Source organism: Microbispora sp. H10830 (assembly GCF_014161375.1).
In the GTDB taxonomy this organism is placed as follows: domain Bacteria; phylum Actinomycetota; class Actinomycetes; order Streptosporangiales; family Streptosporangiaceae; genus Microbispora; species Microbispora catharanthi.
This window is the reverse complement of sequence record NZ_JABBWX010000028.1, coordinates 1-21,644: the sequence shown is the minus strand read 5'-3', so window position 1 is coordinate 21,644 and position 21,644 is coordinate 1. Positions and strand designations below refer to the sequence as shown.

General features: G+C 69.0%; 13 protein-coding genes. 5 read left to right on the top strand and 8 right to left on the bottom strand.

Annotated features, from left to right (window positions below; translation table 11 throughout):
- Positions 1-11: 11 nt before the first annotated feature.
- Positions 12-917 (bottom strand): SDR family oxidoreductase, encoded by a 906-nt coding sequence (locus tag HHX35_RS40270; protein ID WP_182903858.1) that lies wholly within the window; start codon positions 915-917, stop codon positions 12-14.
- Between the two features lie 52 nt (positions 918-969).
- Positions 970-1,725, bottom strand: coding sequence for an SDR family oxidoreductase (locus HHX35_RS40265; RefSeq protein ID WP_182903857.1), 756 nt, complete (start codon positions 1,723-1,725; stop codon positions 970-972).
- A 454-nt stretch (positions 1,726-2,179) separates the two neighbouring features.
- Between HHX35_RS40265 and HHX35_RS40260 the strand changes: the two genes are divergently transcribed.
- Positions 2,180-2,935 carry an SDR family oxidoreductase gene (locus tag HHX35_RS40260; protein ID WP_182903856.1) on the top strand — a complete coding sequence of 252 codons (756 nt, stop codon included), beginning with the start codon at positions 2,180-2,182 and terminating at the stop codon, positions 2,933-2,935.
- A gap of 63 nt (positions 2,936-2,998) precedes the next feature.
- Here the strand turns inward: HHX35_RS40260 and HHX35_RS40255 are convergent, their stop codons facing one another.
- Entirely contained in the window at positions 2,999-5,731 is a 2,733-nt protein-coding gene (locus tag HHX35_RS40255; RefSeq protein ID WP_182903855.1) for a helix-turn-helix transcriptional regulator, read from the bottom strand.
- A 230-nt stretch (positions 5,732-5,961) separates the two neighbouring features.
- Between HHX35_RS40255 and HHX35_RS44980 the strand changes: the two genes are divergently transcribed.
- Entirely contained in the window at positions 5,962-8,679 is a 2,718-nt protein-coding gene (locus tag HHX35_RS44980; RefSeq protein WP_182903854.1) for an AAA family ATPase, read from the top strand.
- Between the two features lie 167 nt (positions 8,680-8,846).
- On the opposite strand, the gene HHX35_RS40245 is transcribed toward HHX35_RS44980, so the two are convergent.
- The 5 genes from HHX35_RS40245 to HHX35_RS40225 form a co-directional block, all read right to left on the bottom strand.
- A complete protein-coding gene (locus tag HHX35_RS40245) occupies positions 8,847-10,319 on the bottom strand; it encodes a M48 family metallopeptidase (RefSeq protein ID WP_182903853.1) in 1,473 nt (490 codons plus the stop codon).
- A gap of 160 nt (positions 10,320-10,479) precedes the next feature.
- The gene (locus HHX35_RS40240) at positions 10,480-10,932 is read right to left on the bottom strand and encodes a hypothetical protein (RefSeq protein ID WP_182903852.1); all 453 of its coding nucleotides are present in this window, start codon (positions 10,930-10,932) and stop codon (positions 10,480-10,482) included.
- A complete protein-coding gene (locus HHX35_RS40235; RefSeq protein WP_182903851.1) occupies positions 10,929-11,087 on the bottom strand; it encodes a hypothetical protein in 159 nt (52 codons plus the stop codon). The genes HHX35_RS40240 and HHX35_RS40235 overlap by 4 nt, the downstream gene beginning before the upstream one ends.
- Before the next feature lie 210 nt (positions 11,088-11,297).
- Positions 11,298-12,038, bottom strand: a complete 741-nt coding sequence (locus tag HHX35_RS40230) for a VOC family protein (RefSeq protein ID WP_182903850.1) — start codon at positions 12,036-12,038, stop codon at positions 11,298-11,300.
- Between the two features lie 136 nt (positions 12,039-12,174).
- Positions 12,175-13,782, bottom strand: a complete 1,608-nt coding sequence (locus tag HHX35_RS40225) for a serine/threonine-protein kinase (RefSeq protein WP_182903849.1) — start codon at positions 13,780-13,782, stop codon at positions 12,175-12,177.
- Positions 13,783-14,432: 650 nt separating this feature from the next.
- Between HHX35_RS40225 and HHX35_RS40220 the strand changes: the two genes are divergently transcribed.
- The 3 genes from HHX35_RS40220 (at position 14,433) to HHX35_RS42890 (ending at position 21,253) form a co-directional block, all read left to right on the top strand.
- The gene (locus HHX35_RS40220; RefSeq protein WP_182903848.1) at positions 14,433-17,324 is read left to right on the top strand and encodes a glycosyl hydrolase family 95 catalytic domain-containing protein; all 2,892 of its coding nucleotides are present in this window, start codon (positions 14,433-14,435) and stop codon (positions 17,322-17,324) included.
- Between the two features lie 201 nt (positions 17,325-17,525).
- Positions 17,526-20,219, top strand: coding sequence for an RICIN domain-containing protein (locus HHX35_RS44975; protein WP_220506457.1), 2,694 nt, complete (start codon positions 17,526-17,528; stop codon positions 20,217-20,219).
- A 662-nt stretch (positions 20,220-20,881) separates the two neighbouring features.
- Positions 20,882-21,253: a hypothetical protein gene (locus HHX35_RS42890; RefSeq protein WP_220506456.1), complete on the top strand. Its 372-nt coding sequence runs from the start codon at positions 20,882-20,884 to the stop codon at positions 21,251-21,253.
- Positions 21,254-21,644: the final 391 nt, after the last annotated feature.

Genomic DNA, 21,644 nt, shown 5'->3' with positions numbered 1-21,644 from the left:
GGCCGGCGCGTTCATTCGGCCGGCAGCGCGGGGCCGAGCAGGTCTTCCAGCTCGACCCGCCGGTAGAACTCGCGCCGCACGAGGTCGCCGACCCGGTTGACGGTTTCGGCGCCGTCGTCAGCCGGGTCGATGTGCACCCGGAACGGTCGCCGGCCCTTGGGTGTGTCGACCACCCGGACGATGGCCCGCGCCACCTCCGCCGGATCGGCGTCGGCGGGGGCCAGGTCGGCGAGTTTCCTGGCGACCTGGTCCATCAGGCCGCCGTAAAGGCCCTCGTAGGCTTCCGCCACTTCCGGGCTGGCCGGGTGGCCGGCGTTCGCGAAGTGGTTCGTGCCGGTGGTGAACGAGCCGGGGACGATGATGACGGTGTCGATGCCGAACCGGGCGAGCTCGGCCGCGTAGGAGACGGCGAGGGAGTCCTCGGCCGCCTTGGCCGCGAAGTACGGGCCGAGGTATGGCGGAGTGCCGCCTCTGGTGCTGCTGGAACCGACCCAGACCACCAGCCCGTCCCCCTGGCTGCGCAGGTGGGGCAGCACTGCCCGGTTGAGCCGCTGGGTGGAGACGGCGTTCGTGTCGTAGACGCCGGCCAGCTGCTCGGGCGTGAACGCCTCGAGTGGCCCGAGGACCATGTGCCCCGCGTTGTGCACGACGACGTCGACCCGGCCGTGCTCGGCGATGATGGCGGCGACAGCGGCGTCGACGGAGTCCTGGCTGGATACGTCCATCTCGATGGGACGCAGGTCCACCGAGCGGGTCTCCGAGTATTCGGATGCGTCGCGGGCCGCGGCGGTGTTGCGGCCGGCGATGTCGCGCATCCCGGCGTACACGACATGCCCGGCGTCAGCGAGGCCTCGGACGGTCATGGCGCCGAAGCCGCTGGACGCCCCGGTGACGATCACGATCTTCTTGGACGGCATTCGTCTGCTCCTTCGGGTTGGGTGCGGGTGTCACTGCGTTGGGGTGGTCGGCTTAGACGACACCGCCGTTGGCGTAGAGCACCTGGCCGTTGACCCAGCGGGCCGGCCCGGCCAGGAACGCCACGACCTCGGCGATATCGGCGGGGACACCGAGACGTTCCAGGGGCGCCATCGCGGCCAGGCGGCCGATCGCCTCCTGGTCCTTTCCGTCGAGGAACAACGGAGTGGCAGTCGGTCCCGGGGCCACCGCGTTGACGGTGATGTCCCGGCCGCGCAACTCCCTGGCCAGGATCAGGGTCAACGCGTCCACTGCGCCTTTGCTGGCGGCGTAGGCCGCGTAGGTGGGCAGGGCTATCTTGACCATCGAGGAGGAGAAGTTGACGATCGCACCGCCGGACCGGACCCGGCGTGCCGCCTCCCGGCTGACGACGAAGGTGCCTCGGATGTTGATGCGGTGCATGCGGTCAAGCACCGCCAGATCCAGTTCGGCGACCGGCGAGAGCAGCATGATGCCGGCTGTGTTGACCACGACGTCGACACCGCCGAAGGCCGACTCGGCCGCCTCGAACAGCGCCGCGACCTCGTTCTCGTCTCCGACATCGGCTCGCGCACAGATCGCGCGGCCGCCACGACCGGTGATCGTCTTGGCCAGCGACTCGGCCTCGCTCGGCCGGCCGGCGTAGTTGATCACGACGGCACATCCGTCGTCGGCGAGACGCTGACAGATCGCCTGGCCTATGCCGCCAGAACCTCCGGTCACCACCGCCACCCGGTCACGTGCCGGGCGTACTTCCTGCTGATCGGTCATGGCTTGCCTTTCTCTCTCGTCCGCGGTGCGGGACGAATATCGTTCGGTTCCCGGCGACCGATTGCCGCGTTCGGTTGCTCGAGACGCGTTCATCGTGTTCCGGGCGGGCCCGAGCCCTCTTCCGCCAGACGACCGGTCCGGCCACGGGTCCGGAGAACGAAAGCAGGCATCGTGTTGCGAGCGGGCCTGAGCCTTCTTCCGTCAGATGACCGGTCGGATCCCTGATCCGGGGACCGACAGCAGGACAGCGCAACGATGTTCTGCCTCGCCCGGCGGCCCAGGCCGGCCGCGAGTGCAGCGTCCGACCTGACTTACGGCGGGCCGACGACGCTTGCAATCCCGTTCTCACGCGGCGACGAGCCGGCCGACAGGTCGTGTGACAGAAGACCGCGCGGCCACGGCAGGCCCACGATGGCCAACGCCTTCCAGGCGACGCGAACGAAAGGACAGACCCATGCCCGACAATGCTCTGAGGGGGAAGACCATCCTGGTCACGGGTGGTGCGAAGAACCTCGGTGGCTCGATTTCACGTGACCTCGCCGCCGCCGGAGCCGCCGTGGCCGTCCACTATCACAGCCGCTCCGACGAAGGCCTCGCCGAGGACACGGTGGCCGCCTGCGTCGCGGCGGGAGGTGACGCTTTCGCGATCGAAGCCGATCTGACCTCGGTAGCGGAGATCCGCCGGGTGCTCGACTCGGTGATCAGCCGCTACGGCTCGCTCTACGCCACCGTGAACACGGCGGGGCTTGCGAAGGGCCACTCGATGACCGAGGTCACCGAAGACGAGTACGACGCTCACTTCGCCGTCAACGCCAAGGCCGCGTTCTTCGTCATGGCCGAGACCGCCAAGCGGATAGACGATGGCGGCAAGATCCTCAACTTCGTGTCATCCCTGCTGGCCGCCTACACCGGCCGGTACTCCGTGTACGCCGGCAGCAAGGCCCCGGTGGAGCACTTCACCCGGGCATTGTCCAAGGAGCTGGCCGGCCGCCGAGTCTCGGTCAACAACCTCGCTCCCGGCCCCATGGACACGTCGTTCTTCTGGGACGCGGCCGCGCCCGGCGAGGATGCCTTCTCCAAGGCTCAGACGCCATATGGCGAGCTCACAAAGGTCGAGGACGTCGTTCCGTGGGTCCGGTTCCTACTGACTGACGGATGGTGGCTCAACGGCCAGACCGTCTTCCTCAACGGCGGTTTCGCCACCCGTTAGCCGCTTGACGTGGCACGCGGGGCCGCCGGGGGCCGGCCCCGCGTCGCCCGGATGGGCGCGCGGCTAGTCGCCGCCGAGATCGGCCAGGCGCAGCTGGCCGCGGGATGTGATGCCGAGCTTCGGGAAGATCCGGTGGAGGTGATAGCCAACGGTCCGGTGAGATAGGAAGAGTCGCATCCCGATCTCACGGTTGGTCATCCCGCTTGCCGCCAGTTTGGCTATCTGCAATTCCTGTGGGGTGAGTCCGTCCAGGGTGTCAGGCGCCGGCCGGGCAACCGCTTCGCCTGCTGCCCGAAGCTCGACGCGCGCGTCCTCGCCGAACGCCCTGATGCCCAGCGCGTCAAAGCTCTCCATGGCCGCCCGCAGCGGAGGGCGGGCCTCGATGAGGCGGCGCCGGCGCCTCAGCCACCGGCCGTAGGCCAGCAGGAGCCGTGCCCTGTGGAACGGCCAGCTCGACAGCTGGGTCTTGAGGGCCCGCTGGAAGAGGGGCTCGGCTTCGTCGTCGGGAGCGACAAGAGGGTGGGCATAGGCGGCCATGGCCTTCAGGTACGGCGCGCTCGTCTTCTCGGCCATGGCGTCGAGCTGTGCGAAGTGGCGTTCCGCTTCATCGTCACGGCCGGCGCGAGCCGCCGCCTCGATCAGGTCCGCGATCCCCAGGTAGCCCACGAATGGGTGATAGGCGATGTCGGACGGGTCCAGGACCCGAGCCAGCTGCTCGAACGCATCGCCGTGCAGGTTGTTGACCATGGCATATCGTCCCCGGGCAAACTGGGCGAAGCCGAGAATGGACTGAGCGCCCACCGACAGCAACTCCGCCTCAGTCGCCCGGATGAGCTCGTTCGCGGTTTCATAGTCCCCGCGCTCGCTGGCCAGCGTGGCCGTGGCCAGGTCGGCGACCAGCGCCCAGCGAGGCCGACCGGCATCGCGGGACAACCGGCTGGCTTCGTCCGCCGCGGTCGCCGCCAGCCGGTGCTTGCCGAGGTGTATCGCCGCCCACGCCTGGGACGCCAGGGCTTCACCGAGCAGTCCGAGGCGACCTTGCAGGCGAAGGCCGTCGACGGCCGCGCACAGGAACGGCCAGGAGAGGTCGAAGGCCCATATGGCGGTCATCGAGGCTCCCAGCGCGTGCTGCTCGGCAGGGTCGTCCACCGTCTCCGGCACGATCTCGGCCATCGCGCCGACGACCCACGCCGCCTCTTCCACCGGGTCTGCGCAGGCCGCGATGGAGAGGACCATGGGGTCGCTGTCGCTTCTTTGGAGGCGCTGCGCCGTCTTGACGACAAGGTCACGCGTCTCCTGGGCCGGGTTGCCGTACCAGCAGCCTATGGACAGGGGCCACAATGCCCTGAGCGCGAGCGCGGCGCCGTCGCTCTCGGCGCCGGCCAGCTGGTCTGCCACGTCGGCGAAGGCCCGAACCCGCTCCGGACTGAACCAGCTCTCCTCGTTGAGGGCCTCCATCCACAGCGTGAGGCGAAGCCGTTCTCCTTCCTCGAGCTTCGCGGATTTCGCCTCTGCCAGCTGCCGGCGCGCGACCGCGGCGTCGCCGAGGTCGAAGTTGATCTCCGCGGAACGCAGCAGGAGGCGACCCCGGTTCGTGTTCGGGTCGCTCAGCAGCGCTGCCCGTCGCAGTGCCTCGGCTGCGGCACGCGGAGCTCCCCTGTCGAGTGCCATGAGGGCGGCTGCTTCGAGGTCGAGCGCCACGTCGTCGTCTGGACCGGGGCTGGCCGCCGCCCTGTGCCATGCCCGGCGTTCCTGGTGGTTTTCCAGCGCCCTCGCCAGCGCCGCGTGCGCGGCCAGTCGTCTCGACGGGGTGGCCGCCTGGTAGACGGCGGAACGGACGAGGGAATGCCGGAAGCGCACTTCATGCCCGTCCAGCTCGATCAGCCCCGCCATGACGGCGGGTTCCAGGGAGCCGACCGAGGGGGCCGTCCCGTCGAGGAACTCCGCGGCCCTGAGAATCTCGGCGAGGTCGCCTTCGTCGTCAGCCGCGGCGATCAGCAGAATGGTCCTGGCCGATTCCGGCAGCCCCGAGGCACGGGAGAGGAACGTGCGCTCCACGCGGCGAGTGGTCGGCAGCCACGGCATCAGTGTCCGCGAGATGCCTCTGTCCTCGCTGAGCGCTGCCGCAAGCTCGACCAAGGCCAGCGGATTGCCGGCGGCCTCGGCCAGAAGGCGGCCGCGAACGGCCTGGTCGAGGTCCGGCGCGCGCGCATCGAGAAGTGCCGTCGCCGCGTCGTCATCCAGCCCCGCGAGCGGCAGCTCGGGCAGGCCCGCGTCGTCCAGCACGGTGTCATGCCCTTCACTCACCGCGAGCACCATGACCGCCCGCTCCGTGTCCAGCCGTCTGGCGATGAAGGCGAGGACCTCACTGCTCGGCCTGTCGACCCACTGGGCGTCGTCGATCACCACGATGACAGGCGACTCTTCGGCCAGGCCGCTTATCAGCTCCAGTGATGCCAGTCCGACCGAGAACATCTCCGGTGCGACGCCCTCAGCCATCCCGAATGCCGCCAGCAGCGCCTGCCGCTGACGGGCCATCAGTGATGAGGCGCGGCTGAGGACCGGCCGCAGCAGCTGATGCAGCCCGGCGAAGGGAATCGACGCCTCCGACTGCACGCCGACCGCTGACAGGGCGCGCCAGCCCTGCTCGACCGCCGCGTCCCGAGCCTCGCCAAGCAGGGCGGTCTTCCCGATGCCGGCCTCTCCCCGCAGCACCAGGGCACCACCTGCCCCAGCCAGAGCGCGGGAAGTGAGATCGGACAACAGCTGCAGCTCGACGTCGCGCCCGTAGAGCATGGCCCCTTCCACCCCAGCTTTCCTCGACCACCTGTACGCAGAACACCGCGAACATCAGGCAGGTGACGTGGCCGTGGCACCGAACCGTCACGTCGCCGACGCTACCGACGGCGGGGACCCGGCGGCATAGGTCAAGTGACCATCGGACGGCCGCCTGCCCTGGCGATCCGGCGGACGGCGTAGCCAACCCGGCACCGGGAACGCCCAGGTCAGCCGCTAGCCTTCGATCTGTGGGACTCATCGGACGCAGCGAGGAGACCAGCCGGCTACATGACCTGATCGACGCGGTACGCGAGGGCGGTGCGGCGCTCTTACTTCGCGGTGAGCCCGGTATCGGCAAGACGGCCCTGCTCGCGGAGGCTGCCGCGGTCGCACGCGCGTCCGGCCTGCGCGTACTGAACACGGTGGGCGTGGAATCCGAGGCCCACCTGCCCTATGGCGGGCTGCACCAGCTCCTGTGGCCGGTGCGCGACCGGTTCGGCGTGCTGCCGGCCCGGCAGAGGGAAGCCCTGCGGGCGGCGCTCGGCTTGACCGATGCGACGGCGCCAGAGGGCTACCTCGTCGCCCTCGCCGTCCTGAACCTGCTCGCCGAGGTGGCCGAGGCCTGCCCTGTCCTGATCCTCGTCGAGGACGCGCACTGGCTTGACCCGTCGACCGCGGACGTGCTGGCGTTCCTCGGCCGGCGGCTGGAGTCCGAGCCGATCCTGCTGCTTGCCTCGGTCCGCACCGGCATCCCCGCCCGGCTGGACGAGGCGGAGCTGCCGGACATGGTCATCCCGCCGCTCTCCGCGAAGGACGCCGCCGCGCTGCTCGACGCCACCGCGGCGGACCTGCCCGGCGCGGTGCGTCGACGGCTGCTCGCCGAGGCCGCGGGGAACCCCCTGGCGCTGATCGAGCTGGCCGCCGCGGTGGACGGCACGGACGGCGCCGCCATCCTCACGAGCCCGTGGCTGCCGCTCACCGCCAGACTGGAGAGCGCGTTCATGCAGCGGTTCGCCGCGCTGCCGGCAGCCACGCGGGCGGTCCTGGAGGTCGCCGCGATCAACGACAGCCCGGACCTCGCGGAGACGCTGACAGCCGCCGATGCCCTCACAGGGCTGCCCGTCACCGTCGCCGACCTCAGGCCGGCTGTCGATGCCCGCCTCATCGGTCCCGATGAGAGCCGGCTGACGTTCCACCACCCGCTCGTCCGCTCCGCCATCCATCACCTGGCCAATGCGGACCGGCGCCGTGACGCGCACCGCGCTCTGGCCGGAGTGCTGGCCGACCAGCCCGACCGGAGAACGTGGCACCTGGCGGCTGCGAGCGAGCGGCCGGATGAGGACATCGCGACCGCCCTTGAGGCGGTCGCGGTCCGGGCGCAGCGCCGGGGTAGTGGTGCCACGGTCGTCGCCGCCCTCGAGCAGGCCGCGCGGATGAGCCCGGATCCGGACCAGCGGGCCGACCGGCTCCTGCGGGCGGCAGACGGCGCGGTCGAGCTCGGCCGCCCGGAAATCGTCGGCCGGCTCCTCGACGAGGCGGCGAAGCTCGACCTGTCGGGCCAGCGGCGCGCCCGCCTGGTCTGGATCAGGGCCGCGTTCGACGACGGCCTGCGTGACCGGGCCACGGACGCCACAGCGCTCGCGGACCTCGCCCAATCCGTCGCAGCCGACGGAGACACCGACCTCGCGGTCCGCATCCTCTGGAGCGCCGCGCTGCGATGCTTCTGGACCGAGCCCGGCATGGCGGCCAGGGACCGGATCGTCGACGTGGCCGAACGACTCCCGCTCGACCCGCTGGACGCCCGGCTGCTCGCCATCCTCGGTTACGCGGCCCCAATCGCCCGCGGCGCGGTCGTCATCGAGCGCTCGGAGCGGCTGCTCGCGCAAGCCGTCCTCGACCCGCAGGCCGTTCGGCTCGTGGGCAGCGTCGCGGTGCTCGTCGGCACCTTCGACGTCGCGATCGCGCAGTCCGCCGCGTCGCTGGCCGGCCTCCGGGATCAAGGCCGCCTGCAGCTCCTGGCCCGCGCGCTCGCGGCGCAGTCATGGGCGGCAGCGCAGCTGGCCGACCTCGCGGTGGCCCTACCCGCCGCCGAAGAGGCGGGCAGGCTCGCCGGCGAGACCGGCCAGCCGTTCCTACGCGGCCTCATCCTCGCCACGCAGGCGAAGATCGCCGCCTTGCGCGGCCACTTCGACCAGGCCCGCGAGCTGGCAGCCGAGGCAGAGAAGCTCGGCACGCCGGTCAGCGCGCGAAACGTGCTCGCCACAGCACAGCACGCGCGCGCCCTGGCGGCGCTGGGCGAGGGCGACTACCCGCAGGCGCTCGCCCGGCTCCTGCGCATGCACGACATGACCGATCCCTCCCATCAGCTGGCCCTGAGCTGCCACACAGTCGCCGACATCGCCGACGCGGCCAGCCGCAGCGAGCGTCCCGGCGACGCGGCCGGCGTGCTCGCCCAAATGGAAGCAGCCGCGAAAACCACGACATCGCCGTCCCTGCACGACGGCCTGCGCCTGGCCAGGGCCCTCCTGGCGGGCCAAGACGAGGCAGAGGGCCTCTTCCACGCCGCTCTTGCCGCAGACCTGACCCGGCGGCCGTTCATGCGGGCGCGCACGGAGCTCGCCTACGGCGAATGGCTCCGCAGGCAGCGCCGGGCCACGGACTCCAGGCAGCACCTGCGCGCGGCTCGGGACACATTCGACGCGCTCGGGACGTCACCGTGGGGCGAGCGCGCCCGCGGTGAGCTCCGCGCCGCCGGCGAGCGCAGCAGCGAACGGCAGGCCGCCACCAGCGACATCCTCACCGCACAGGAGTTCCAGATCGCGCAGATGGCCGCCGAGGGTCTGACCAACAGGGAGATCGGCAAGCGCCTCTACATCTCGCACAGGACGGTTGGCGCCCACCTAGCCAAGATCTACGCCAAGCTGGGCACCACGTCCCGCGTCCAGCTGCACACCGCACTCGAATAACACCGTCTCCGCCACGAGCGCGGCCACGACCGGTCCACGAGACGTCGGCAGAAGTGAACCCCGATCCCCTCAGACAAACACATGTTCTGCGTGCCACGACATGAATCAGATGCATGACCAGAGGTGGTCGGCGCGCCCGGGGACGACCGGCGGGCTAGTGGCCTGCGTCAGGGGGTGACGGGCGTCCGCGGCCGCAGCGACACGCCAATCTGCGCGAACCACTGGCGCAGGCCTGGCACCTGCGCGGGATCGGCCGCGACCCGGGCCGCGTACTCCTCGACGTCGACCTCCTTGCCCGTCGCGTCGCGCAAGGTGGCGGGGCCGGTCCACGACAGCGTCCACCGGGCCCTGCCGCTACCGATCAGCACGCCCTCGACGGCGCGGGCGAGGACCTTGGCCACCAGGTCCGGCGACGGCCGCCACCCGAGGCGGACGAGCTCCTCGTGGAGGGCGGCGGCCTGGCCGCGGGCCAGCGCCTCCAGGGCGGCGTCCAGGGACGGCTCCGGCCCGCCCGCGACCCGCTGGCCCGCGGCCGACAGGTCCCGCAGCGCCTCGTCGTTGACACCCACGTACATGCCCTGGGCGACCATCTCCTCCCAGGGCAGCGGGCGCAGCTTGAGCGCCTCCTCCGTCCAGAAGGTCTGCTCCACAGCGCGCGCGGCGACGGCGGGGTCCCGCAGGAGCGCCAGCGCGGGACGCGGGTCGCGGGCGTGCGGGACGTCCTGCAGGACGGCGAGCGCGGCCAGCCGCTCCGGCAGGCTCGGGTGGGAGTCGTACGGCCCGGCCTCCTCGCCGCCTCCGTCCGCCTGGACGATCTTCGTCCGATGCGCGTCGGCGAGGGCGTGGAAGCCGCCGAACAGGTCGGCTGGACGACTGCCCGCCATGCCGGTCATGCCGACGTACCGCTCCATGAACAGGTCCCAGACGTCCGCCGTGCCGTGCACCTTGCGCAGCGCGGTCCCGGCGGCCTCACGGCTCGCGACGGCGGCCGCGAATCGGTCGGCCTCCAGCTCCTGCCGGCGGGAGACGGCCTGGGAGACCCGCAGGAACAGCCTGGCGTACAAGGAGAAGAGCTTCTGGATGAAGGCGTGGTTCCGCAGGGAGGCGACCGCCGCCAGCACCGCGATCCTGCCGCGATACACCGGCGCGCCCAGCCTCGTGTGCGCACCGCTGTAGTGGCCGAGCTCGTGTCCCAGCACCGCGCGCATCTCGTCCACCGAAAGCGTCATCAGCAGGGGCAGACCGACGTACATGACGCGCCGGCCCGCCCGCAGCCCCAGCCAGCTCGTGTCCTCCCTCACCGCCGCGTTCACCTCGGCGACCAGCCGGATCTCGTCCGGCGGGCGGGTCCCCACCCGTGCGGCCAACTCCTCGACCGTCTGCCAGAGCACCGGCTCGTCCCCGCGCCCGACCGCGACGCCCGGCTCCTCCTGGCGTCCGCGGCGGTTGACCAGGATGAGACCGCGCAGCAGCGCCAGGGCGGCCAGGGTGAGCACGATCGCGATCTTCGCCGAGCCTGCGGTGACGTGCCGCAGGACGGCGACGTCGACGAGCACCGTGGCCCCGAACACGGCGGCAACCAGCACATAGAAGCCCGCTAGCAGGCCGAATGCGATCGTCGCGCGAAAGGCGGTGACCATGTCATAACTCCGGTGGCGGTGGGGACGAGAGGCCGAAATTAACGAATCTTGTCGGATTTGTCATCCGGAGCGCGAAAGACAGTGGGGCCCGCGCACCTGCCGGTGTACGGCAGATCCTCACGTCCACAGCCGACCTCACCGCCTGAGGTTCCTTACGGCATCACCCGGCGCGGGTGAAGTCCATGCTCCAGTTGGTCTCCCAGGTCTGGCCGCCGTCGTAGGAGAAGGCCTGCTCCCAGTGGCACGAGTCGGGCGTGATCCCCGACCAGATGAACCGGACGCGGATCGGGCGGCCGTCGTCGGTGTCGTCGGCGTAGAAGGTGCCGACCCCGTCGACGAAGCGGCCGACGACCGGGACCGGATCCAGACCGCGCCTGCTGTTGATCCAGTAGATGGACCACTCGTCCCGCTCGGCGTCGTACGTCCGGACCGTCGCGCCGTCGAAGTCCCTGGTGGGCAGCGTGAGCGTGTCGAAGCTGCCCGCGCCGTCGAAGAAGCCGTACGCGACGCAGCGCCCGGGGAACTCCTCCCACTCGTCGCTGCCGACACCTCGCTTCAGCAGCCTCCGGTTGGCCACGTCCCACGTGCCGACGAAGAAGTCGAAGTCGTTCACAGTCCCGCCCCTTCCGGCCGGTTGCCGGCCAGGTAGTCGCCACGGTCCGGAGATTCGCCCCTCGGCTCGAATGCCCGCCCGGGCCGGTCGTCGTGATGCCGGTCGTCGACCGCGATCGGGTCGAGCAGCCGCGTGATCTTCTGGATGAACGCCATGCCCGGGACAGTACGGCCCGTCCACTGACACGTATCGTCAGTGGATGATGTCGCCCCGCCCTTGTGGACAGTGAGCACGCCTGCGTTGAAGACGAACATCAGCCCGGCGTCCCACGGCGGTGCTGGTGGCACCCATTCGACACATATGGGCTGGACCAACCGGCGGCACCCGGCGCGAAGGCGCGGTAAGGAGGCGACGTGGGCTCCGCGTCAGGCTGGAGCGAGTACGCAGAACTCGTTGCCCTCAGGGTCGGCGAGGACGACCCACGACGCATCGCCCTGGCCGACGTCGGCGAGCGTCGCACCGAGGGCCTGCAGCCGGGCGACCTCCGCCGCTTGATCGCCACCGCGGTACGGCATCAGGTCGAGATGGACGCGGTTCCACCAGGTCCTCTCGCCGGGCGTTGTGCGGAGGAACTCCAGATACGGCCCGACACCCTTGGCCGAACGCAGCACCGCGTGATCGTCTGTCACCTCGTGCGGGGTCCAGTCCATCGCCTCGCCGTAGAACCGGGCCATGGCCCGCGGGTCCGCGCAGTCGACCACCACCGCGGCGATCGGCCCGGTGTCCCGGTAGATCTCCCGAGGCTCCAGCACGCAGAACACATTGCCCTCCGGGTCGGCCAGAACCGTCCACGGGACGTCGCCCTGGCCCACATCGGCGGGCGTCGCGCCGAGCTCCTTCAGGCGCGCGACCAACTCCGCCTGATGGGCCGCGGAGGTGGTGGCGAGATCGAGATGCACGCGGTACTTCACCGTCTCGGGGTCCGGGACGGTGACGACACAGACGCAGACGGCGACGGAGTCGGGCCAGACGAAGCCCAAGGGGCCAACGCCTGTCACAGTGGGTCCCTCGCTGAAAACACCCCAGTCGAGCGCCTCCGCCCAGAACCGGCCGAGCGCCGAGTTATCCCGGGCCTTGAAATTCAGCAGACCAAGTCGCAGCGCCATACCGCCCAACCCTATGTTCAGCAGATCAACCGGAGTGAACCCGCGCACCTCCGGCTCGACTGGCGGTGACGGGCATAGAAGCCCAGAGCCCTATAGGGAACAAACGACCAACACCGCCTGCCGGCATGCGGAGCGGTCAGTCGCTGACCAGGAGACCCTGGAAGGTGACGTCGCCTTCGTCGCCGTCCCATTGATAGGCGAGCCCTTCGCCGGTCTGGATCAGGGTGATCCTGCCCGCGGCGCACTTGTCCAGCCGGAAGACGAGTGCCGTGCCGGAGCTGCGCGTCAGCGTCAGACTTCCCCGGCATGAACTGTTGGTGTCCTTCCAGCTTCCGGTGCGCCTGCCCGGCTCCAGCACGATCTGGACGTCGGTCTCGCTGGTTCCCACGAACTGGTCGGGCTCGATATGGCCTCCCCAGGTGCCGGCGAACGCGGCCGGAACCGTCCCGCCCGGCGTGGTGGACGGCACGGGAGTGGCCTTCGGAGTCGCTGTGGCATCCCCCGCGGCGTCGTCCGTCGTCACCGTGTCGTCCTGTCCCGCGCCGGCGTCGTCCTGTCCCGCGCCGGCGTCGTCCTGGATCGCGCCGCCGTCGGCCGTGACGGTCTCCCCCGGCGTGGCGCCGGCGGGCGGTGCCGGTGAGCCGGCGGTGTGCGAGACGGTCGTCGTCGTGGCGGCGGTCGACGGAGTGGCGGCCTTGTCGCCGGACAGCAGGCGCGGCCCCAGCAGAGTGGCGGTGACCGACACCGCGGCCACGGCGGCCACCGCCCCGGCGACGATCCCGGTGCGGGAAGCCCGCCGACGGCCGCCCGCCCCGGTGGCCTGCGGGTCCGGCGGAATCGTCCCGGCCGGACCGGGAGCCGGGAAGGCCGGGAGGATCGCGGTCGTCCCGCCCTGCCGTACGCCTTCCGGCCTGGTGGTCGCCGCGGCCGCGCCCGCCTTGAGCGGGTCGGGGGCGGACCCGACGAGTTCCAGCAGCAGGTCGCGGGAGGCCGGCCGGCGCGCGGGATCCTTGGCGAGGCACCGTTCGACCACCCCGCGCAGCGGCCGGGGCAGTGCCGAGACGTCGGGCTCGGCGGTCAGGATCCGGTGCATGACGGCGGGGACGCCGGCGGCGCCGAAGGCCGGACGGCCGGTGGCGGCGAAGACGATCGTGGCTCCCCAGGCGAACACGTCGGAGGCGGGCGTGGCGGGGTCCCCCGCGATCTGCTCGGGAGCCAGGTAGGCCGGGGTGCCGACCGGGCCCGCCGTGATCGTGTCACTCGCGCCGTGCCTGGCGATGCCGAAGTCCACCACCCGGGGGCCGTCCGGCCCCAGCAGCACGTTGGCCGGCTTGAAGTCCCGGTGCACGATCCCGGCCGCGTGGATGGCCGTCAGTGCCGTGGCCGTGCCGACCGCGAGGCGTTCCAACTCGCCGCCCCGCAGCGGACCGCCGGAATCGACCCGCTGCTGCAGAGACGGCCCGTCGATGAACTCGCTCACCACGTACGGCATCCGCCCATCGACCACCGCGGTCAGCACCCGGGCGGTGCAGAAGGGCGCGATGCCGCGCATCGCGTCGAGCTCGCGGACCAGCCGCTCCTTCACCGACGAGTCGAGCCCCGACTTGAGCACCTTCACCGCGACCGATTCACCGCGGGGCGACCGGCCGAGGAACACCACCCCCTGCCCGCCCTCGCCGAGCCGTCCCCTCAGTGTGAACTCACCCAGTACGCGCGGGTCATCAGGCTCCAGGGGGGTGACCATGACACCGAACCCTAGCGACGCGGGGGCGACCGACCCCAGTGCACAAACAAACCCCCGAACCCGTGGGTTCGAGGGTTTCCGATGTCCTGCGACATCACAATGGTGCCCCTGCGAGGCACAAACCAGATCTGCGCGCGGGCTGCCCGGTCGCCATACGGCCGAGGACCGAAGGACTGGGTGCTGGCGGGTGAGCCGGTTCGACAGGGCGACAGAACCCTTCCACGGCTACCAAAGATAGGATGACTCCTCGCGGCCAGTCGCGCCCACGGATGAAGAGGAAAGCAACCGACGGTAGGCGTACACCTCGCGGTCGCCGTCCTGGCGCTCAACCTCGTGCCGACGAAAGTTTCATTCAGCTCCCGCAAAAGACGTCGGCCGTCCCGTCGGCGCGACGGGTTACGCGGCGCTCGCGATTGTCTCCTTGACCCAACACATCAGACGTCATACGTTGCACGAAACCGAGCCTATTCATGGGATGTCCTCCGGACAAACCCCTGTGTTCTTGCCTTCGGAGGCACCCCTTTGACTGCATGCCCTGCATCAGCGTGTCCCGTCGAGTGGCGGCCGTACCGCGGCGGCGGACCAGCCGTGGCGGTACGGGCGGTGCTCGACCGCAAGCATCACCCCCCGACTCACCACCAGGAGCTTCAATGAGCGTGCCGCTGAATCGTCGACACTTCATCGCGACCACTGCGGCGACCGTCGGCGCTGCCGTGCTCCCCTCGGCGATCTCGGCTGACCGGGCCGCTGCCGCCGTGCCGCCGCAGCTGACGCTGCCGCAACGCGGCATCTACGACACGGCTGCCGCCGTGAGTTGGACCGATGCCTTCCTGAGCGGCAACGGCGAGTACGGGGCCATGCTCTACGGCGCGCCCACCCTGGAGAAGGTGGTCTTCACGCATCATCGGTTTGTGATGCCCAACGGCACCCGTAACCTGACTCCGCCGGTGCTGTCGGGCCGGTTGCCGGGCGTCAGGGACAAGGCGCTTGCCGGTGACTTCAACGGTGCCACCAGTGACTTCACCTCCGGCTGGTCGTTGCGCTGGACCCAGACCTTCCATCCGGGCTACGAGCTGCGGATCAGCACCCCGGGAATGACGACGGTCAGCGATTACACCCGGATGACCGATTTCAGGACCGGGGAGGTCACCTCGACGTGGACCGACAGTTATGGTGCGTGGACGCGCCGGGCTTTCGTCTCCCGAGCCGACCGGGTGATCGTCCACGAGCTCACTCCCGCGCCGGGGCGGACGATCGACACCACGCTGAGCGTCAACACGGCCCTGAGCGGCGTGCCGGGGTCCGTCGGCTTCACCACCCTGGCCACGGTCGGCAACGGTGACGGCTATCTGAACCTGCGGGGCACGTACCCCGCCGGGCAGGGGGCGTTCGGCTATGAGGGCGTCACCCGCGTGGTCGCGACCGGCGGTTCGGTACGGGTGAGCGGGTCGGCCATCGTCGTGGCCGCGGCGACCAGACTCGTGCTGCTGACCAAACTCGACCGCTACGAATCGTCCACGGCGTGGGACGCGAAACCACTGCACACGGCGCTGGGCGCGCAGAGCGCCGACTACGCGACGTTGCTCGCGCGGCATGCCGCCCTGCACACCCCGCTGTACGACCGGTCACGCCTCGACCTGAACGTCAGCGCCGCCGATCGGCAACTGTCGACCAGTGAGCTGATCGCGCGGCAGAATTCCAACCGCAACGTCATCGACCTCGCGTTGCTGGAGCGGATGTACGACTCCGGCCGTTACCTGTTCCTCAGCTCCAGCGGCGTCCTGCCACCACGGCTGACCGGCCTGTGGACAGGCGCCTGGGACGCGGCGTGGGCCGGGGACTTCACCACCGACGCCAACGTCAACTTCCAGGTCGCCGGCGGCAACGTCCTGTCCCTCACCGAAGCCATGGACGGCTACTTCAACCTGATCCTCGGACAGATCAACGAGTGGCGTACCAACGCCAGAAACCTCTACGGCACTCGCGGCCTGCTCGCTCCCTCCCGTACCGACGGCGAGTACGGCAAGATGCTGCACTTCGACAGCGGGTTCCCCGGCCACACCTGGATCGGCGGCGCCGACTGGCTGCTCTATCCACTGCTCGAGTACTACCAGGTCACCGGTGACGCCACCTTCTACCGCACCAAGCTCGCCCCGGTCCTGATCGAGCTCGCGTTGTTCTATGAGGACTTCCTCACTCGCACCGACGCCAACGGCAAGGTCGTCTTCGTGCCGTGCTTCTCCATGGAGAACAGCCCCGGCAACACCGGCAGGCAATTGTCGATCAATGCGACCGGCGAGATCGCCGCAGGCAAGCACGCGCTGCAGGCCGCCATCGACGCCGCCGACTTCCTGGACACCGAGCAGGGCCCAGGCCAGGGCGTGCAACGCTGGACCGCCTTGCTGGCCAAGATGCCCGACTATCGGATCAACGGCGACGGGGCGCTCGCGGAATGGTCGTGGCCCAGCCTGAGCGACCGGTACAACCACCGTCACATACAGCACATGTACCCGGTCTGGCCGCTGCACGAGATCAACCCCGAGGACAAGCCCGACCTGATCCGCTACGCGAGCCGTGCCCTGGATCTGCGGGGGGACGAGGGCGGGGAGGCCCACGGGGCGATCCACCGCAGCCTCGCCCGAGCCCGGCTCAAGGACGGCGCCGGCGTGTACGGCAACCTGCGGAAGATCCTGGGCAACAACATGGTCTTCCGGTCGTTGATGACCTCGCACAACCCGAACCTGTCGATCTACAACGCCGACGCCGCCAACTCGCTGCCCGCGATTCTCGCCGAGGCGTTGATCTACACCAGGCCCGGCGTCCTGGAGTTGCTGCCCGCGCTGCCCGACCAGTTCGCCAAGGGCACGATCACCGGCGTGCGCGGCCGCAACCGCATCCGGATCGAGTCGCTCACCTGGGACATCAGCGCCCGGACCGTCACCGCCACCGTCGTCTCCGACGTCGCCCAGACCGTGACGCTCATCTGCCGGCGCGGGATCACCTCCGTGACCACCAGCGCAGGCGTCGCCACCTCGCCGTTGGGCAGCCATGCCCGGCAGGTGTCACTGACTGCGGATACGACGACCCAGATCACCGTCGAGCTGGGCGCCGGCGGCCCGTCCAGCGGCGTCGTCCGTCTGGTCAACCGCAAGAGCGGCAAGGTGATGGACGTCTACGGCGGCTCCACCGCCGACGGCGCCGCCGTCGTCCAGTGGCCATGGACCGGCGGCGCCAACCAGCAGTGGCGGATGACGCAGAACTCCGACGGCTCGTTCCGGCTGACCAGTGTCGGCAGCGGCAAGACCCTCAGCAGCCCGAACGCCAACCAGGGTGCCGCCCTCGTCCAGATGACCGACACCAACGGCACGAACCAGCGGTGGAAACTCGTCCCCGCGGCCACGAGCGGCTACTACCGGCTCGTCAACGTCGGCAACGGCCTGTGCGCGGACGTCGAAGGGGGCTCCACAGCCGACGGCGCCCGGATCATCCAATGGCCCGAGAACGGCGGCACCAACCAGGAATGGCAGATCGTCACCGTGTGACACCGGGGACCCTGCCGCGTTCCGTCGCACTACCCCGCTATCCGGCCCCTCGGCCCGCAAAGGTGCACGGCCCTGCGATCGACGTCCGCAACTGCAAGACAGAGGCGCCCCGCCCGCGCAATGGCACATCCCGATGAGTTCTGCCAAGGCGGGGTGATCTCGTGGCGAAAATCTGCTCGGAACCAGCGAAAGGAACAGAGCGTGAAGTCAGCCCTGTCCACCACTGAGAAGGCGTTAGCAGCGCTCGCGGTGTTCGTTGCCGCTGTGTTGCTGCCGACCTTCGCAGGCACTACGCCGGCCTCGGCAGCGGCCCAGGCAACCTACTACGTCGCCCCCGACGGCAATGACGCCGACCCTGGAACGATCACGTCACCGTTCAGAACCCTGCAGCGCGCGAGGGACGTCGTTCGCACGGTGAACGCCAACATGACAGGCGACATCTACGTGTACCTCCGCGGGGGGAACTATCCGGTCAGCAGCACAATCGACTTCACGCCGGCCGACTCCGGCACGAATGGTTACCGGGTCATATACGCCGCGTACCAGAACGAGACCCCGATCCTCAGCGGAGGCGTTCAGGTAACCGGATGGACGCAGCACAGCGGTAACATCTGGAAAGCCCCGCTGAATCGCAGCAACAAGCTCCGTGCGCTCTATGTCAACGACAAGCGAGCGTACATGGCTTCGAAGACAATAGGCTCGCAGGGATGCTACGGAACTTACACCATCACGGCAGGGCAGGCGTCCTGGGCGTGGGAATCGGGTTCGCAGTGCGCGGGGGCGAAGTACAGTCTGGGCGACTTTCCCGCTATCGCCGCCAATCAGGACGACATCGAAATAGAGACGTCGACGACCTGGACCACGGCCATCGTGGGAGTCCGGCAGGTCACCTCTGACGGCACGAACCGCATAGCTCTGTTCCAGCAGCCGGGAGCGGCCATCGCCCAGGGCGCCTTCAACGGGAACGCCCAGGTCGGCGGCACCCACAAGGTCATGAACGCCTACGAGTTCCTGGACACGCCGGGCGAGTTCTACTTCGACAAGACGAGCAAGACCTTGTACTACTACAAGGCGAGCTCGGAAGACATGGCGACCGCGGCGGTCTGGGCACCGAACAACGTGTCCACCCTTCTCAGGGTCGCCGGCACGTCCACGAGCAACCGCGCCCGGAACATCACATTCTCCGGCCTCACGGTCCAGCACTCCGACTGGAACCTGTTCAACGTGGCCGGCTCGGTGCTCAAACAAGCCCAGCAGGGCAACCTCGGCGCACTCGCCTATGCCAAGCAGAACTTCCACGTCTATTACTACCGCAATGTCGACCTGGCGCCCGGCATGATTCAGATCGAGAACGCCGACGGGCTCGTCCTGCAGAACAACCGGATCCAGCACACCGGCGTCGACGGAATCACCTTGGCCAACGACGTGGTGAACACGCAGTTGATCGGGAACTACACGAACGACATCGCCGGATCCGCCATCTCTGTGGGCCATCCCCAGCATGTCTACATCGGGGACTACACCTCCACGAATCACGAGAAGTATCCCGTGGGGGTCGAAGGAGCGCCCAAGAACATCGAGATAAAGAACAACTACATCTACGACAGTGCTGTTCTGTTCAACGGGCACAGCCCCATCTCGGCGTACTTCGCCGACGGCTTGACCATCCAGCACAATCGCATCGAGAAAGCCCCGTGGTCCGGCATAACGCTCGGCTGGGGGTGGTGGAACTTTGACGGATCGTCAGGCTCGATCCAGCCCAACCGGCCGACCACCACGGCGAAGAACAACAACATCAGCTACAACCACATCATCGACACGGTGCAGCGCCTGGGCGATACGGCTCCCATCTACACGCTGGGCAGCCAGCCGGGAACCACGATCAGCAACAACTACCTGCAGGGCGTCCCGGCCGGTCACAAGTACGGACTCCACCCGGACGAAGGCTCTGCGTACATAACTTTCCGCGACAACGTCCTGAGCGTGGACAAAAATGTCACGTGGCTCATCAACTCCGACGACTTCGGGCGTAAGCATGATCTGAGCATCACGCAGACATACGGCCCTATCAACAAAGTCTCCAACAAGAACCTGCTGAACAGCACGATCCAGGACATCCTCGTATCGTCCGACTACGTCTGGCCGTCGCAGGCGTATGGCATCGCCGTGAACTCCGGACTCGAGGACGCGTACAGGAACATAATCCCCCAGAGCAATCTTTCTCTGCCGGACTACGTCCTGCCCGCCAGCACGTTCGTCGGCGCCGGTGTGACATCGATTCCCATCCGGAGCACGGGCGACGCGAGCAAGACGGTCTGGCTGGCTCCCTCGGGTACGACCTCCTTCACCGCCGGCAACACGATGACCAGGGCAAGCGGAACCTCGACCTCCATCGCCGTTCCGACGTCGGCCGGTGAGTATCGGCTCTACGTGGTGGACGCCCAGGGGAATCGATCGGCTGAGTCGAAATCGCTCGTCAGGCAAGGAAGCGGCGGGAGCGGCCAGCAGAGCGGCTCGATCGTGGGCGGCCAGTCGGGTCGATGCGTGGACGTCAGCGGCGGCACTGCGACCAACGGCGCTCAGGCGCAGCTGTGGGACTGCAACGGACAGACCAACCAGCGGTGGACGTACACGTCGGGCAAGCAGCTGCAGGTGTTCGGCAGCAAGTGCCTGGACGCCTACGGCCAGGGCACCTCGAACGGCACACAGGTGGTGATCTGGGACTGCAACGGACAAACCAACCAGCAGTGGAACCTGAACTCCAACGGCACCATCACCGGTGTGCAGTCCGGGTTGTGCCTGGACGCCAACGGCGCCGGCACCGCCAACGGTACGAAGATCATCCTGTGGTCGTGCAACGGCGGCGCGAACCAGCAGTGGAGCCTGCGCAGCTGATATGAGGTCCTACCGGGCCGCGGACGGTCATACGCACCGCCCGCGGCCCACCGTGCCGACGGTCGGGATTCCGTCCGAAGGCGTTGCAGCCCTCGTGCAAGATGGGGACGACGATGCGGTCTCCGGGCTTGATCTCGTCACCGCGATACCCTCGATCGACTCCCGCGAGCTCTAGCATCCATCACCCGTCGTGTGCGACACGGCGGCGGCGACCGTGATCGCCAAGCGTTCCTGCTCCGCTGGGACGGCAGGGCCTTTCGTCCACAGCCAACCTCGCCGGATGTCGGTTCCGGTTGAAGCCTGGCTCTGACACTAATTTCGTGATCTTCCCGCGTTCAGCTGCCAGTGCTGCTGATCATGCTGGGTGACGATCTCGGAGATGCTCGCGGTCCTCTTCCCTCACCTGTCCGGCCTGCAGATCGACGGCGTGTATGCCGACGGCGCCGCCCGGGACGCAGCGCCGGTCACCGTCCCACCTGCAAATGAGCCCGCTCATCCCGAGCGGCGGTCCGGCCGTCTGGCCGGGCGGACCCGCCACAGATATGCCCTCATCCACCAGGTGCCCGCACAAGCCGCGACCATGTCCGCCCTGGGCGGGGCGAAGATCTCCACGCATCGTGCCCCGTTCGTCGCGGCGCGGCGCGGAGCCGTACGACCAGGACGTGGAGCAGTTCGAGGGTGATCGCGGCGACCGAGGGCGCGAAAGTGAGCTGCCGGACGTGGGCGTTCGCCCATCCCGGCAACCAGTCCAGCAAGAGGTGCGGATCGTGGAGGAGGTCTCCGATCACGGTTGGGCCTCCCCCGAGAGACGACTGGCGGAGCCGGTCAGCGACCACCTCCCGCTACGCCATGCACGTCACCGCCCATCCCCGCGTCACCGGCCCGATCGTGCGCGACAACCTTCCGCCAGGCTCGTCGACGATCTCCATGTCCGCGTGGTCAACGCCACCGCCGGAGAGCTGATCCGCGAGCTGATCACCGATCCCACCCGCGACTACCAACCCCAGTACACAAAGAAACCCCCGAACCCGTAGGTTCGAGGGTTTCCGATGTCTTGCGACATCACAATGGTGCGCCCTGCGTGGCACCAACCAGATCTGCGCTGGCTCCACCAGCGGTGATATCCGGACGAAGGCTGACCGTCGAAGCTCGCGTCAGTTTCCGTAGCTGACCACATCCATCACCCGTGGTGCGCGGCACGGCGACGACCGCGATCCCCAGGCGTTCCTGCTCTGCTGAGATAGCAGAGCTTCGGCCATACCTGCTGCAGCATCGCAGTCAAAGGCTCCCAGCCTACGGGGTGATGTCCCGCTGAGTGGTGTAACTCGCTGCTGATCATGTGGGGTCGGCGAGTTGTGGGTTGGTGTGACTATGACGCGGCCAGGGCGGTGTGCGCCAGGGGTTCGGCCGGATCGTCTGCGGGTG

What these genes read in the sequence shown, in the direction of transcription:
- HHX35_RS40270 (WP_182903858.1), bottom strand. Translation starts at nt 917, where the DNA reads ATGCCGTCCAAGAAGATCGTGATCGTCACCGGGGCGTCCAGCGGCTTC.
- HHX35_RS40265 (WP_182903857.1), bottom strand. Translation starts at nt 1,725, where the DNA reads ATGACCGATCAGCAGGAAGTACGCCCGGCACGTGACCGGGTGGCGGTG.
- HHX35_RS40260 (WP_182903856.1), top strand. Translation starts at nt 2,180, where the DNA reads ATGCCCGACAATGCTCTGAGGGGGAAGACCATCCTGGTCACGGGTGGT.
- HHX35_RS40255 (WP_182903855.1), bottom strand. Translation starts at nt 5,731, where the DNA reads ATGCTCTACGGGCGCGACGTCGAGCTGCAGCTGTTGTCCGATCTCACT.
- HHX35_RS40245 (WP_182903853.1), bottom strand. Translation starts at nt 10,319, where the DNA reads ATGGTCACCGCCTTTCGCGCGACGATCGCATTCGGCCTGCTAGCGGGC.
- HHX35_RS40235 (WP_182903851.1), bottom strand. Translation starts at nt 11,087, where the DNA reads ATGGCGTTCATCCAGAAGATCACGCGGCTGCTCGACCCGATCGCGGTC.
- HHX35_RS40230 (WP_182903850.1), bottom strand. Translation starts at nt 12,038, where the DNA reads ATGGCGCTGCGACTTGGTCTGCTGAATTTCAAGGCCCGGGATAACTCG.
- HHX35_RS40225 (WP_182903849.1), bottom strand. Translation starts at nt 13,782, where the DNA reads ATGGTCACCCCCCTGGAGCCTGATGACCCGCGCGTACTGGGTGAGTTC.
- HHX35_RS40220 (WP_182903848.1), top strand. Translation starts at nt 14,433, where the DNA reads ATGAGCGTGCCGCTGAATCGTCGACACTTCATCGCGACCACTGCGGCG.